The sequence below is a fragment of the Pseudomonas sp. LBUM1640 genome, assembly GCF_059716225.1.
This window is the reverse complement of the sequence record NZ_CP166816.1, coordinates 2,329,338-2,343,344: the sequence shown is the minus strand read 5'-3', so window position 1 is coordinate 2,343,344 and position 14,007 is coordinate 2,329,338. Positions and strand designations below refer to the sequence as shown.

The window sequence follows — 14,007 nt, the reverse complement described above, 5'->3', positions numbered from 1 at the left end:
TAGCGAAATCCGTGGCGCGCCCTACACTCCTATTTCCCTTGGATGACGTTTTCATCAGGCCGAAGTCCGTGCGCAGTCGAGCTAACGCCGTCCTCTCTCCATGGAGGATGCAATCATGAAGACACTCGTGCCGCAAAACCCCATTGAAACGCTGTACCGCAAAGGCCGTAAGACGTTTATTGAATTGGTGCCTGATGGTGGCGCACGCCTGGATGCGTTGTTCCACACGGCGCCAGCCCTGGGTGAATTGGCGGTTGGCGTCGTGTATGGCTACCTGCATGATCGGCCCGGTCTGGACCCGCGCCTGCAAGAGGCGGCGATCTTTGCCGCCATTGTCGCCGCAGGTATGGTCGGACCGCCGTTGAGCGTGCATTTCAAGACCAGCCTGGCGGAAGGCCTGGCGCCGGGGGAGCTGACCGAGTTGTTGTTGGTCGCATCGGCGTTTACCGGTTTTCCGCGTGCGGTGGCCACAGCCGACCAGCTCAACCAGTTATTCAGCAGTGCCGGTCTGCCCTCGCCCCCGCCTCCGACGCCTCGAGCCGTGGCCATAACGTTCTGCGACAGTGTGCGCAGAGGCCAGCCGTCATTTCAGGTCGACGCTAATAGCGAAAAGCTCCTGCGCGCACCTCATCGGTTATCACTGCATGCCACTGCGGCGGACCGGGTGATTGTCGAGAGTTACATCGGCAAGGAAACGACGCCTCGCGGTGTGGTGCTGGTTCGAGTAAAGGACGCCGATGTGATCGACGTGCGGGCCTATTTGCCGACGTCAACCTGAGGGTTGCTCAGAAGTGGCCTGGAAAGTGAGCAATCCACCGCAAGAAGCCCGGGGTTCACCAGTTCTCACGGGGACAGCTCACTTTCCAGAACACCTCCAGCAAACACGACAATGTCTATGTGGCCACCCAGCGCCAGCACGTTCCGTGTTTGTAAAATAAAATGCCCGACCTGCACGCGAGTTCCCATTACCCAGGGAACCCAACTCGCTCGACAGGGCCTGATGTGCAAGGATGTCGCATCGGACATCGTTCGTTGAACGCTAAACCAAGGATTTTTGATGACTGCCATCTCCACCCCAGCGCCCGTGGTTCCCGGGCGGCTGGAACAAATGTCGACCCGTATCGCTTTTTTCATCGCCGGTTTCGGTATCGCAGCCTGGGCACCGCTGGTGCCGTACGCTAAAGCTCGCGCGCAACTCAATGAGGGCACGCTCGGCCTGTTGCTGTTGTGCCTGGGGGTGGGCTCGATGATTGCCATGCCTGTGGCCGGGGCATTGGCGTCACGTTATGGCTGCCGCCGTGTACTGACGGCCGGCACGATCATGATCTGCCTGGCCTTGCCGATGCTCGCCACGGTCAGTTCGATTCCGTTGCTGATGGCTGGGTTGTTCCTGTTTGGCGCAGGCCTGGGCACCGTGGATTCGACGGTTAACCTGCAAGCGGTGATTGTGGAGCGCGCCAGTGGCAAAACCATGATGTCGGGCTTTCATGGTTTGTTCAGCCTGGGCGGCATCGTCGGCGCGGCAGGTGTTGCCGGGCTGCTGGGGCTGGGCTTGTCGCCGTTGCAGGCGACCCTGGTGGTGATTGTCATCATGGCCGCGGCGCTGCTCAAGGCCGGGCCACACCTGTTGCCCTACGGCAGTGAAAGCTCGGGCCCGGCGTTTGCCGTGCCTCACGGCGTGGTGCTGTTTATTGGCTGCCTGTGCTGCATCGTGTTTCTGGCTGAAGGTGCCGTGCTGGATTGGAGCGCGGTGTTCCTGAGTGCCGAGCGTGGCCTCGACGAGGCTTACGCCGGCCTTGGCTACGCAGCGTTCGCCCTGACCATGACCGCTGGCCGCCTGACAGGCGATGCCATTGTCCGTCGCCTGGGCGCTACCCGGGTTATCGTGATCGGTGGCGCACTGGCCACCGCCGGCATGTTGCTCGCTACCCTGTTCCCAGCCTGGGAAACCGCACTGCTTGGGTATGCATTGGTAGGGGCCGGTTGTTCGAATATCGTGCCGGTGCTGTACACCGCCGTGGGTAAGCAAACGGTTATGCCGGAACATATCGCGGTGCCCGCCATCACTACCCTGGGTTATGCCGGCATTCTTGCAGGGCCCGCAGTGATCGGTTTTATCGCCCACGGCAGCAGTTTGAGCACCGCCTTTGTACTGATTGCGATATTGCTGGCCGGTGTGGCCATCAGCGGCAAAATTCTCAAAGTGTAAACCGCTCATCTCGTAGGCCAGGGCATTACCTGGCTTTGTGCATCTCGTGCTGTTCCAGCCAGCGCTCCAGGCTTCTATTACATAGCCACCCCTCGTGCTTGGGGCGCCCAAGCAGGCGCGAGTTATTCGCACGCTCTAATGCGCGTAGTAAACCGGGGCGCTCAATAATGTTTTTTGCCGTGTATACGCAGTGCTCAGCGTACTGCTTCCTGGGTAACCCAGTGGTGGGCTCCAGAATCGGCATGCCCTGTGAGTCGGCGGCGTCGGGGTCACTCATCACGGTTTTAAGCAGCGCTATCTCCACGTACTCAAGTGCTCCAAAAAAAACCGTGCGATCCTTGGGCTTATCCCTCAATTGCTTGAAATAACCTTGCAGGGCCTGAACGACTTCGGCATTGCCCTGACCATGAAAGGGGTCCTGGCTGAAGGCGCCGGGGGAGCTGTTACCCCGCAAGGTTGATGCGGCTGCGCCCAGGCTGTCGCGGGTTATATACCCTTCGCCATCGATGATCGAATCGTTCAGTAGCGGGCGCTTGAGAATCTCCCTGGCCACCCGAATGATACGGTCCCGCACGTTACTCTTCCCCCAACGCTTGTGCCGCAATTAGCCGCAGGGACGACTGCGTCAAGCGACCGTCCTTGACGAACGCGTGCAGCTCGCCAAAGTTTTTCTGCAATTCGTCAGCCAATTGGCTGTCGGTGGAGTTAGGGCCCGGCGGTGTCGTGTTCGCACGCGCAGTCGGCGCGTTCTGCAATGTCTGGTAGCGCAACGACGTTCCGCGCAGCAGAGCGGACCGCCGCGGCGCAGCATCCGGCGGGGCAAATGGGTCATCGCGAGGCGTCGCAACATTGGGTGCAGGCGCAGCCCAACGTGCCTCTGTCGCGCCCATCGCCGTTGGTTGTCCATGCGGTACTACACGCTCAATTTTCATGTGTCATCTCCCACCTTTTCCAGATCTACGCTTGCCTGACAGCTACCACCGAGGCACCCCGGATCTTCGAATCGATGCCAGGGCGGCAAGCATCCGATATGTGGTCAACTGAACGCAGTAGTTCCGGACAACCGTTGAATACCAATGACAGCATGTAAAAAAGTGCGGCGCCGGTTCAAACAGACCTGTGCCCACGCCACCTGGCTGTAAGGCCATTGATCAATGCGGCCCACACGCCATGGGAGCGTCTCGGTGACGGGGTGTGCGTGTCGCCGGCATGACCTGGGGCAAGCATGCCACGGGCGAAATCATCGGCAACCGGCGCCTGGAATTTACGCTGGCCAGCAAAGGCTTTCATTCGCTGCGTGTCTGCGGCGTATCCGTTCGACAGGGCTGCATAGAAGACGTTATTCGATGCATCTTCGCCTTTTACCGATGCTGAGCGATCAGCCTCAGGGCCGGTGGGAAAGCCATCACGGCTGCGGGTTTGGCAGGATTGAAACGAAGTTGAAGTCATGTCTTGGCCCTGATTCAGTGTCTGAAAAGGCGACCGGCTCCGGTAAAGCCGCTGGATGTGTATGCCCTGAGTGGCAAATGTGTGGAAATAGTTCCTTGCACAATTCGACGCACGAGGCGCCGCAAGGTGTTCGCGGCACCTGATTGCTCTGCGTTACGCCATCATGTAGGACGCCAACATCAGCCCCGCCTGGCTGATTCGGTTGTCTTCGGACTTACTCGCAACGTTATCCAGTATGTCCAGCAAATCCTGGCGATTGGTGGCCGTTTTACTCACATTAAGTAAGTGGTCCAGTGAAGAGATCCCCGTCTGTTGCAGACCGGCCAAATATTCAAGGTCGCGGATATTGATTTGGCGGCCACCGAAGTACTCGGTGAGTTGATCGAAATGGCTGTTCAGCTCCTGAACTACTTGCTTATCAGTGCTGTATTTCAAGGGGTTTTGGTCGCGATTGAACGCACTGAAATTGCTGATTGAGACCTGATTGCCAATCGCACCTGTACCCGGCTGCCGGAAGATGGCATCCATTACCTCGCGACGCCTCGTAAGCTCGCCGGCCAGCCGAATGTTTTGATTCATCAGAGGGTTTCGACCTGGTTTTTGTTGCGCCATGTCTTCAATAGCGCGCTTGCTGATAGTTGAACGGTTACCCGGTGTGGTAAACGCGCGGGCGTTTCTCAGCAGATCGTTCGCCAGTTGATCGTTGCTTTTTTTCGCGTAAATCGGGTCTGGTTTACCCAGCGTGATCGGGTACGGGCCATGCGCGTTAATGGGTGGGTTGGGTCTGCCTATCCAAGGGTTCCCCCATTGCTGGGGCTGCTGCGTGCCCCCGTGGTGTGAGGCATGGTGCATCATCGTAGAAAAATCTTGGGAATTGCCTGGGGGATTGAAGTAACTGTGATGACTCGCTGCCTGCGGTTGCTGGCCAAACACCGGCCCACCCTGACTTTGCGCTGCATGAAAATTCACGCTTCCGGTGTTGTGGCTGTGGTACGACGCCGTCGTCGATGCCGCAACACTGGCCTGGGCTCCGAAGTTGGAATTAACCTGCGTAGTGTCCGCGTTGGATGAAACAGATACAGATACAGTGGTAGTCGAAACCGACATAAGTGCCTCCAGGGCAAGGGGTGCGATGATCAACCTGTCGCTGCACGCTCACGTAATAAGTCGACCAGGTCTGCCCCCTATGTGGCTTAACTGTCGGAATAGGTTCCTCGTCAAGCAGAACGTTACGTGAAAGGCCGTAGGAAACAGGCAAAAAAAATCGCAGCCCTTGGGCTGCGATTTTTCTTATCAACGACCGGTCAGAACCCGACGCTTGCTTGTACGAAGAACGTACGTGGTTCCCCCAGATACAACCCGGCATTATTGTCACTGGAGCGCGTGTAGTGTTGTTGGTCAAAGACGTTTTTCACCCCCACACCCAGTTTCAGATTCGACAGTTGCGCACCGAAGTCATACCCGCTGCGCACGTTGACCGAGACATAACCGGGAATATCACCGTACTGGCCGTCGGCAGTGCCTTGGGTGATGTAGGTAGTGCCAGTGCCTGGCGCACGCTGGCCGGATTGGGCATAGACATCCAGGTTATGGGTCCAGTGGTTGATGTCGTAACGCAGGCCCGCCGTCGCCACTTCACGGGAGTACAGCGGCAAGTCACGGCCCTTGAACGGCACATCGCCTTCTGAGGTGGCTTTGGTGTAGGTGAAACCGGCACTGGCGGTCAGGCCATCAAGGCGTGGGTCGAGGTTCGACAGGTCATAGTGGGCCGAGGCCTCGATACCCTGGTGCTTGGTAGCGCCCAGGTTGGTCCAGCCCACGTCGTTGCTCAAATATTGCAACTCATCCGAGAAGTCGATGTAGAACAACGTCACTTCGCCGCCCCAGACGCTGTCGTTGTAGCGCGTACCGACCTCGTAGGTCTTGGCTTTTTCCGGGTTCAGGCCGTTGGCCGTCTGGTCGCCGTTACCGCCCTGACCGAGTTGGAAATACTGCAGGCTGCCGAAAGATGTTTCGTAGTTGGCGAACACTTTCCAGGCATCCGAGACGTGGTACATCACGCTCAGGGCCGGCAGCGGCTCGTTGTTGTTGACCTCGCGGCGCTTCTCCTGGGTACGGGTGCCGTTCAGGGCCACAACCGGGCGGTCGTGCCATTGGGTGCGAATGTCTTCAAAGCGAATGCCCGGGGTGACGGTCCACTTGCCGATATCAATCTTGTTATCGATATAGAAGGCATTGGCCTCAGTACCACCGGTACGGTCCTGGTAGACGTGACCGTCGCTCTGGCCGCCCGGCGTTGGCACGTTGTTGACCAGGTTCAGGCTGGTGGCCTGCTCATGCATGCCTTCCTTGAGGTAGCGGTAACCGAGGCTGACCTCCTGAGTGCTCGGGCCCACGTCAAACACATGCGACACCCGCGGCTCGATGCCGAAGGTGTAGTAGGTGCGCGGGTAGGAGCCGAGGGTTTTCAGGTCACGGTTAGCGATGTTGCTGCCGCGGAAACTGTCGGAATAATAGGTCAGCACTTCGGCCTGGGTACGGTCGTCGATCTGGCGGATGTACTTGAAGGACACGTCCTTGCGGCGCCCACTGAAATTGTCCCAGTCACGTACCGATTGGTACGGGTTGGCGCTGAACTGCTTCTGAGTCAGGCCGCCGGGCATATCCGCGCTGGCGTCGTAGTAGTGGAAGTTCAGCGAGAAGTCGTCTTGATCGGTCGGCGCCCAGTGGGTCTTGAAGATCACGTCGTCAATGTCGTTGGAGTTGTTGCTGTTGCGATAACCATCGCCCTTGACCCCGGAATACAGCAACGCCGCGCCGATACCGTTATCCGCCGTGCCGCCGACAAAGGCGTTTTCGATGTGTTTCCAACCGCCGTGGGCGGAGGTTTGCAGGGTAGTGCCGACCTCACCGGAAAATTTCTCGGGGATGGCGCGGGTCACGAAGTTGATCACACCGCCGACGTTCTGCGGCCCATAACGCACGGAACCGGCACCGCGCACCACGTCGATGCTCTCAAGGTTGCCGGCGGAAATTGGCGCCATCGACAATTGTGGTTGGCCATACGGCGCAAACGCCGCAGGCACACCGTCGATCAGTACGGTGGAGCGTGGCGACAGGCGCGAAGTCAGGCCGCGAACGCCCACGTTCAGGGAAATATCACTGCCACCGGTGCCGTTGGATTCCTGTACCTGTACGCCAGGGACGCGGCGCAACACATCGCCCACGTTCATCGCGCCCTGCTCCACCATGGCTTCGCGGCGGATGACCGTACGCGCACCCGCGTGGTTCTGCACCACTTCGGCGTTGGCATCGCCCAGCCAGTCGCCAACCACCTTGATGTCGGTGACGCCCAGTTCCAGCGGCGAGCCGGCTTCACCGGTGCCGTTACTTAGCGGGCGCAGAGTCACGGAGCCGGCGTCGATCTGGTAGTCCAGGCCGCTGCCTTGCAGGAGTTGGCGCAGGGCTTGTTCGGGTGAAAGGTTGCCGTCCACCGCAGGCGCTTGTTTGCCTGCGACCATGTCCGGGCTGAAAAACACCTGCAGGGAAGTCTGCTGGCCCAGCTGGCTCAATGCCGCGCCCAAAGCCTGGGCGCGGATATGAATACCGTCGTCAGCATAGGCCGCAGGCACTGCGGCACTGACAGCAAGCGCCAGGGCCAAGGGCGCCCAGCGGGAGATTTTGTTGTTGTAGACGGTCAGTTTTTTCACGTCGAACTTAGTCCTGTGATCGCAAAAGTGTGCGGCTGTTAATGCAAACCAGTTGCAGTTGCAGGAGAAGACGAAGAACTCGAAAAAAACCTGAACCTCAGCGTGAAATAATTTCCTGGCTGCCGTCCGGCAACGTGCGCAACGCGACCGGCAAGATACGCGGCAAGGCTTTGAGCAAGGCGTCGGTGTCGGTGGACTTGAACACGCTGGTCAAGCGCAGGTTGCTCACCGCAGCGGTACTGACGCGCAATGGTCGCTCGCGGTAGCGCGACACTTCCCGGGCCACTTCACCGAGGCTGGCGTTGTTGAACACCAGCTTGCCGCTGCGCCAGGCCGTCAACTCATCGGTATTCACCGCGTACGCAGCGGCAACCTGCCCCAGGGCATCGACTTGCGTGCCCAGGCCCGCCGTCAGCGTGACGATCTGATCCGACGCACGCCCCTGCACCTTGACCGTGCCGGCCTCGACCACCACGCGGGTCTGGTCGTCATCACGGCGCACATCAAACCGTGTGCCGGTGACCGTCACCTGCCCCGCCCCGGCGGCTACGACAAAGGGTCGGCTGGTGTCGTGCTCGACGCTGAACATGGCTTCGCCCTGCTTGATTTCTACGCCGCGCCGACCTTTTTCATAGTGCACCGCGACCACGCTGCGGCTGTTCAGGTCCATCACCGAACCGTCGGGCAACGCCACTTGGCGACGCTCACCCAGGCGCGTGCTGAACTCGGCACTGTAGGGTTTTGGATGATCAAGCCCGCTGAACAACCCCAGCCCCAGGGCCACTGCCACCACACTCGCCGCGACGGCGTAACGCAAAATGGCCCGGCGCTTGGGCCGCTCCACCGGCGCATCACACAAGGCCTGCAAACGGGCCTTGGGCAACAAGTCAGTGGCGCTCCACAGCCCTTGCAGCACGTCGAATTCGTATGAGTGCTCAGGCCGCTCTGCGCGCCAGGCATCGAAACGCTGGCGCTCTTCGATGCTCAACTCGGCGTCTTGCAGGCGTACAAACCAATGCGCGGCTTCGTCACGAGCACGGCTATCGATCATGGAAGATCCTGTTTCATCAAAGCGGGTCATGGGGCCATCGCATCCAGGCGGTCACGCAGATGCCGCAAGGTGCGGATCATATACTTTTCCACCATGTTTTTAGACAGACCCAGGCGCACGGCGATTTCCTGCTGGGTCAGCCCCTCGATTTTCTGCCAGATAAATATCTTGCGACAGTTGAGCGGCAGCTCGGCCAAGGCTCGTTCAATGGAGTCCGCCAACTGGATCGCGTGCATGAAATGCTCCGGGTCGCCACTGTGGGGCGCACTTTGATCAAAGGCTTCCAGCGCCAGCGCCTCACGCCGGTCTTCACGCCGGTAGGCATCAACGGCGATGTTGCGCGCCGTTTGATGCAGATAGGCGCGCGGTTGCTCAACCTCGCTCGAACGCGACTCAAGCACCCGTACGAAGGTGTCGTGGGCCAGGTCTTCGGCCTGCTGACGGTTTCTCAGGCGGCGTGTCCAGGTGCCGATCAACTCTTCGTAATGCTCGAAAAAGCCTGTTCTGCGGGGCGGCTGAGGGATCATCGCGTGAGCACTGGGGAGGCGGGGCGTGAATAGTAATGCTTCCTATTAAGTGGGGCAATTGCTTCCCGTCGCCCCACCACCGCACCTCACCCGCGCCGCAGCATCAACGCCGCCACCGCACACAACGCTAACGCTACACAGGCCAGGTAAAACGCATCGCTATAGGCCATCAGGAACGCCTGGTGATGAATGCTCTGGTCAAGCCTCTGCAATGCCGCTTGATGGTCCGGCAACTGCGCTTGCAACACACCGGCGCCGGGCAGGCGTTGTTGCAGCGCCGAGTCGAACACCGTCACCGACTCATTGATCCGCCCTGAATGCACACGCTCGCGCACCACCACCAGTTGCGCCAGCAGCGCCGTGCCGATGGCACCGCCCAGGTTGCGCAGCATCGAAAACACCGCCGAGGCCGACCCCGCCTCGGCCTTCGCCAGCCCCTGCACCGCCAGCACCGACAGCGCCACCATGATCAACGGCTGACCGATCCCACGCACCACAATCGAGGGGACGATCACATTGCTGGCGCTCTCGGCGGATAAGTGCGCGCCCATCCAGCACCCCAAGGCCATGATTGCAAAGCCCGAGGCCACCAGCAGCTTGGCGCTCAACCACTTCATCAAGCGCGGCAAAAACGGCGCCATCACCAGTTGCACCAGCCCGTAGAGAATCAGGCTCAGGCCAATCTCGCGGGCGTTGTAGCCCTGCAGTTGCGACAGGTAATTGGGCACCAGAAACACCAGGCCAAACGTGCTCGCGCCGAACACGAACATCGCCACACTGGCCACGCCGAAGTTGTAATGCCCCAGCAGACGCAGGTTGATAAAGGCGTGCGCGCCCCACAGCTGGCGGGCGGTAAACCCGATCAACCCAACCACGGCCAATACACTCATCCACACAATAAACGGCGAACCGAACCAGTCCTTGCGGCCGCCCTCCTCCAGCACGATTTGCAGCGCCCCCAGGCCCAGCACCATGCAGGCGATGCCCCACCAATCGCCCTGGCGCAGCAGTTTCAGGTGCATGGGTTGGCGATCAATCGACCATGCCACCGCGGCGAGCAACGCAATACCTGGGAACAATTGCAGGTAGAAGATCCAGCGCCAGGAATACACGTCCGTCAGCCAGCCGCCCATCGACGGGCCCGCGGCCTGGGCCACGCTGTTGGCCAGGCTGAACAAGGCCATGCCCAGCGGCACCTTGCTGGGCGGCAGTTCGGTGATGATCAGCTGGAATGACAGCGGGATCAGCACGGCGCCGGCCGCGCCCTGTATCACCCGAATGATGATCATGGTTTGCAGGTTCGGCGCCAGCGAGCACGCCACCGACGCCACCAGAAACACGCCCGAGCCCAGCAGCATCACCCGGCGCAACGAGAACACCTGCACCAGCCACGCCGTGAGCGGGATCATGATGATTTCCGCCACCAGGTAAGCGGTGGAAATCCAGGAACCTTCCTCAAACGTCGCGCCCAAAGCGCCTTCGATTTCCGGCAGTGCGGCGCTGGTGACGTGCACGTTCATCCCGGCCATGAAGCAGCCGAACAGCCCCCCAATCACCGCCACCCAGGCGCGCAACGACACCTGGGGTGAACGCGCATCAACCGCCATGAGCAGGCTCCCCACGAGTGTCGACGGTGGCGATCACCGACATGCCCGGCAGGATGCGTGGGCCGTCACCTTCCTGCGGCAGCAGCCGGATCCGCACGGGAAAACGCTGGACGATCTTGGTGAAGTTGCCGGTAGCGTTGTCGGGCGGCAGCAGCGCAAATACCGCGCCGGAGCCTGGGGCGATGCTTTCCACTTCGCCACGCCAGTGCCGACCGGAGAAGCTGTCCACCGCTATCGTCACCGACTGGCCGGGCACGATGCGCTGCAACTGAGTTTCCTTGAAGTTGGCACTGACATACGCCTGCGCAACCGGCACCACGGCCAGCAGCGGTAAACCGGGCGTCGCGTATTGCTGGCGGCGCACTTTGCGCTGGCCGACCACGCCATCGAAGGGCGCGCGAATGGCGGTGTCCTCCAGCGCATTACGCGCCAAGGCCAAGGCAGCCTGGGCTTCGCCGATATGAGCCTGGCGTGCTTGCAATTGCGCCTGGGCCTGTTGCCGACGCGCCTTCAGCACCTGCAATTGCGCCTGCTGACGCAGTACTTGGGCACGCGCTTGGGCCAGCGTCGCTTGGGCCTGGGCCTGGCTGGCGCTCACTGTTTCCAGGTGCTGGGCACTGGCGACCTGCTGCGCCACCAGGTCGCGATAGCGCTGGTAATCGAGGCGGGCCCGTTGCGCTTCGGCCTCGCCGCTGGCCAGCGCCGCCTGGGCCTGAATAATGCGTTGCTGTTGCTCACCGGATTGCGCGTCGAGGGACTGCAGTTTGGCCTGCTGCGCGTTGACCGCCGCTTCAGCTTGCTGCAACTGTGCCTGGGCACTGTTCAGGCGCTCGATGAAGTCGCGATCATCGATACGCACCAATACATCCCCCGCCTTGACCCACTGGTTATCGTCCACCAGCACCTGGCTTACATAGCCGGCAACCCGTGGGCTGACGGCAACCCAATCGGCACGCACATAGGCATCGTCAGTTTCTTCAAGGAACTGGCCGAGTTTCCACCAATAGCTGCCAAACACAGCGATCCCTAGCAGCGCAGCCAGCGACGATGCCGTCACGAGTGCGCGGCGGTGACGTTGCATCAACGTGGGAGGAATGACTTCAACGGCCTGGTTCATCGGCGGGCTCCAAGGGTGGCGACGGGTAAGGAAGGTGATTGATCAGTGCGCTGCCAACCGCCACCCAGCGCCTGGAACAGGTCGATCTGGCGGTTGATCAGTTGCAGGTCGGCCTGGGCCACGCGTGCTTCGAGGTTGACGCGATTGCGTTCGCTGTCTAGCCGTTGCAGGGCATCCAGGCCTCCGGCGAGGAAGCCACGGTTAGCCAAGTCGAACGCGCGGCGGCTTTGCTCCAGGGCTGCAACCAGGGCTTGGCGACGCTGCTGTTCGCCTTGATAAAGCACCAGCGCTTGCTCGACCTGCTTCAGCGCGTCGAGCACGGTGGCGTCGAATTGGGCCAGTGCCTGATGCGCTTCGGCCTGCCGCTGGGTAACCCGCGCCTGGGCGATTTGCCGGTTGGGAAACTGCCAGGACAGCAACGGGCCAATGCCATACACCACGGCGTCCGCGTCCCCCAACTTGCCCAGGCTGGCGGCTGACGAGCCGAGCATCGCGCCGAAGGTAATACGTGGATACAGCTGCGCGCGGGCCAGGCCGATGGACACGGTGGCTGAACGCACCTGCGCCTGGGCGCGGCGAATATCGGGGCGACGCTGCACCAATGCCCAGCCCTCGCCGACCGGCAATGGCGCGTGTAATTGCGGGCCCTGTGCACAGCTATGCGCGCTCACCTGCTCCGGCGGTTGGCCACTGAGCACCGCCAGCTCATACAACGCGCTTTGGCGCCGCGCGTTGAACAGGGGCAACGGCGCGCGGGTTTCCTCCAACAGGCCTTGCAGGCGCGCAACTTCCAGTTCGTTGGCGGCGCCAGCCTTTTGCAGGCGCTGGGTGACGTCGAGGCTTTGCTCCAGCAGCCGCACCGAATGGCGCTGCACCTGCGCCTGGTGTGTATAGATGCAGGCCTGGGCATAGGCCCGCGCGGTCTGCGCCGCTATGGTCACGCGCACTTCATCCTCCACCGCGCGTGCCACTTGCGCATCGGCACGGGCCGCGGCAATGCGGTAACGCACCGCGCCCCACAGGTCCAGCGTATAGCTCAAGGAAAATTCAGGGGTGTGGCTCCACTGCCCGCCAGCCGATTGGCCCGTCGCCTGGGCCAAGGTCTGGTCATCGCGGCTGCGACCATACGCCAGCCCATAGGCCAACGCCGTCGACGGTCGGCGCTCGCCATCAACCTGCTGCAACAACGCCAGCATCGCCTCGACATGCGCGCCAGCCGCCTCCAGGTGCTTGTTCTCGCGCAATGCCCGTTCCACCAGGGCATCGAGTTGCGGGTCGCGATACAACTGCCACCAACGTGCAGGCAGCGGCTCGGCTGTTTGCACCGATAAATGGGCGACGGGTTGCGCCGTAATCAGCGTCGAAGGCGCGTGGCTGCAACCGGCCAACGCGCTGATCACGCCGACGATAGCCACACGGTTGAAGGCGTCAAAGACAGAGCTGGGCATCACAAGGCTCGTTCAAGAAAGGGCCTTGCAGAGTAAGCAGCTCACCGCGCGGATTCGCCCGCGCCCAAGCCATCTATCGTCGCTGAACGGACAACCGCGCAGCGTGGCTCAAGCGCCCGGCCGGAAATGGCTCGGCGGGTAACCCATGGCACGGCGAAACATTGCACTGAACGCGCTCGGGCTCTGGTAACCGTGCTCCAACGCCACTTCCAGAATAGACACGCCCTGGGCCAGCAGCTTGAGGCTCAGGGCGAGCCGCGCACGTTGGCGCCACTCGCCAAAGCTCATGCCCAGTTCACGCTGAAAAATCCGACTCAGCGTGCGTGCGCTCATGTTCAGCAGGCCCGCCCAGGACTCCAGGCTACTGTCATCGGCAGGGTTGCGGATAAAGTGCGTACACAGCTTGGCCAGGCGCGCCTCTGCCGGGACCGGCACATGCATCGCCACCACGGGAGCGCTGAGCAATTCCATACGGATCAGCTCGATCATCGCCAGCATGCGCGGGGTGTTCTGCCCTGCGATCAAAGCGGCGGCGACGATCAATTCGCGCAGCAGCGCCGACACTTCGATCACCTGGCACACACGGCCCAGCCCGGGCTCCGCATCCGGCGCCAGGAACAGCGTGCGCATATGCACCTCACCGGCCATGCGGATTTCATGCGGCGTACCGGCCGGCACCCACAGCGCATGCCCGGACGGCACCAGCCAACTGCCTTGCGCGGTACTGACCACCATCACCCCCGACACCCCATGAATCAGTTGGGCTTGGGCGTGGCAATGCGGGAGGACCACCTCATCATTACGGTAATTGTCGGCGTAGGCTTCAAGCCACGGCCTGGGCGGCGATTGGGCAGTCATAGGCGGTTCTCGCATCAACAGGCCTTGAGTC

12 protein-coding genes are annotated in these 14,007 nt (G+C 61.3%); 2 read left to right on the top strand and 10 right to left on the bottom strand.

From position 1 onward, the window contains the following. The first annotated feature begins 115 nt into the window (after positions 1–115). Together ACA065_RS10590 and ACA065_RS10585 are read left to right on the top strand one after the other, a co-directional pair. Complete coding sequence (locus ACA065_RS10590) at positions 116–778, top strand: carboxymuconolactone decarboxylase family protein (protein ID WP_497694450.1); 663 nt, start codon at positions 116–118, stop codon at positions 776–778. A gap of 279 nt (positions 779–1,057) precedes the next feature. Next, positions 1,058–2,209 carry an MFS transporter gene (locus ACA065_RS10585; RefSeq protein ID WP_497694449.1) on the top strand — a complete coding sequence of 384 codons (1,152 nt, stop codon included), beginning with the start codon at positions 1,058–1,060 and terminating at the stop codon, positions 2,207–2,209. Between the two features lie 25 nt (positions 2,210–2,234). On the opposite strand, the gene ACA065_RS10580 is transcribed toward ACA065_RS10585, so the two are convergent. The 10 genes from ACA065_RS10580 to ACA065_RS10535 all read right to left on the bottom strand — a co-directional run bounded on the left by ACA065_RS10580 (position 2,235) and on the right by ACA065_RS10535 (position 13,976). Further along, positions 2,235–2,783 carry a type III secretion effector protein gene (locus ACA065_RS10580; RefSeq protein WP_497694448.1) on the bottom strand — a complete coding sequence of 183 codons (549 nt, stop codon included), beginning with the start codon at positions 2,781–2,783 and terminating at the stop codon, positions 2,235–2,237. A gap of 1 nt (position 2,784) precedes the next feature. Then, positions 2,785–3,141, bottom strand: coding sequence for a hypothetical protein (locus tag ACA065_RS10575; protein ID WP_497694447.1), 357 nt, complete (start codon positions 3,139–3,141; stop codon positions 2,785–2,787). 670 nt (positions 3,142–3,811) lie between these two features. Then, positions 3,812–4,765 carry a hypothetical protein gene (locus tag ACA065_RS10570; protein ID WP_497694446.1) on the bottom strand — a complete coding sequence of 318 codons (954 nt, stop codon included), beginning with the start codon at positions 4,763–4,765 and terminating at the stop codon, positions 3,812–3,814. Positions 4,766–4,962: 197 nt separating this feature from the next. Further along, on the bottom strand, positions 4,963–7,368 hold the full coding sequence (locus tag ACA065_RS10565; protein ID WP_497694445.1) for a TonB-dependent siderophore receptor: 2,406 nt from the start codon (positions 7,366–7,368) through the stop codon (positions 4,963–4,965). A 97-nt stretch (positions 7,369–7,465) separates the two neighbouring features. Further along, a complete protein-coding gene (locus ACA065_RS10560; protein WP_497694444.1) occupies positions 7,466–8,419 on the bottom strand; it encodes a FecR family protein in 954 nt (317 codons plus the stop codon). 26 nt (positions 8,420–8,445) lie between these two features. Beyond that, on the bottom strand, positions 8,446–8,946 hold the full coding sequence (locus ACA065_RS10555) for a sigma-70 family RNA polymerase sigma factor (protein WP_497694443.1): 501 nt from the start codon (positions 8,944–8,946) through the stop codon (positions 8,446–8,448). 86 nt (positions 8,947–9,032) lie between these two features. After that, a complete protein-coding gene (locus tag ACA065_RS10550) occupies positions 9,033–10,553 on the bottom strand; it encodes an MDR family MFS transporter (RefSeq protein WP_497694442.1) in 1,521 nt (506 codons plus the stop codon). Continuing rightward, a complete protein-coding gene (locus ACA065_RS10545; RefSeq protein ID WP_497694441.1) occupies positions 10,543–11,670 on the bottom strand; it encodes an HlyD family secretion protein in 1,128 nt (375 codons plus the stop codon). The genes ACA065_RS10550 and ACA065_RS10545 overlap by 11 nt, the downstream gene beginning before the upstream one ends. After that, positions 11,667–13,118: an efflux transporter outer membrane subunit gene (locus tag ACA065_RS10540; protein WP_497694440.1), complete on the bottom strand. Its 1,452-nt coding sequence runs from the start codon at positions 13,116–13,118 to the stop codon at positions 11,667–11,669. Before ACA065_RS10540 ends, ACA065_RS10545 begins: the two co-directional genes overlap by 4 nt. Positions 13,119–13,226: 108 nt before the next feature. Then, positions 13,227–13,976, bottom strand: coding sequence for an AraC family transcriptional regulator (locus ACA065_RS10535; RefSeq protein WP_497694439.1), 750 nt, complete (start codon positions 13,974–13,976; stop codon positions 13,227–13,229). Positions 13,977–14,007 lie beyond the last annotated feature (31 nt).

Coding starts and splice junctions, on each gene's coding strand:
- ACA065_RS10555 (WP_497694443.1), bottom strand. CDS start 8,946: ATGATCCCTCAGCCGCCCCGCAGAACAGGCTTTTTCGAGCATTACGAA.
- ACA065_RS10570 (WP_497694446.1), bottom strand. CDS start 4,765: ATGTCGGTTTCGACTACCACTGTATCTGTATCTGTTTCATCCAACGCG.
- ACA065_RS10575 (WP_497694447.1), bottom strand. CDS start 3,141: ATGAAAATTGAGCGTGTAGTACCGCATGGACAACCAACGGCGATGGGC.
- ACA065_RS10560 (WP_497694444.1), bottom strand. CDS start 8,419: ATGATCGATAGCCGTGCTCGTGACGAAGCCGCGCATTGGTTTGTACGC.
- ACA065_RS10535 (WP_497694439.1), bottom strand. CDS start 13,976: ATGACTGCCCAATCGCCGCCCAGGCCGTGGCTTGAAGCCTACGCCGAC.
- ACA065_RS10545 (WP_497694441.1), bottom strand. CDS start 11,670: ATGAACCAGGCCGTTGAAGTCATTCCTCCCACGTTGATGCAACGTCAC.
- ACA065_RS10590 (WP_497694450.1), top strand. CDS start 116: ATGAAGACACTCGTGCCGCAAAACCCCATTGAAACGCTGTACCGCAAA.
- ACA065_RS10540 (WP_497694440.1), bottom strand. CDS start 13,118: ATGCCCAGCTCTGTCTTTGACGCCTTCAACCGTGTGGCTATCGTCGGC.
- ACA065_RS10585 (WP_497694449.1), top strand. CDS start 1,058: ATGACTGCCATCTCCACCCCAGCGCCCGTGGTTCCCGGGCGGCTGGAA.
- ACA065_RS10550 (WP_497694442.1), bottom strand. CDS start 10,553: ATGGCGGTTGATGCGCGTTCACCCCAGGTGTCGTTGCGCGCCTGGGTG.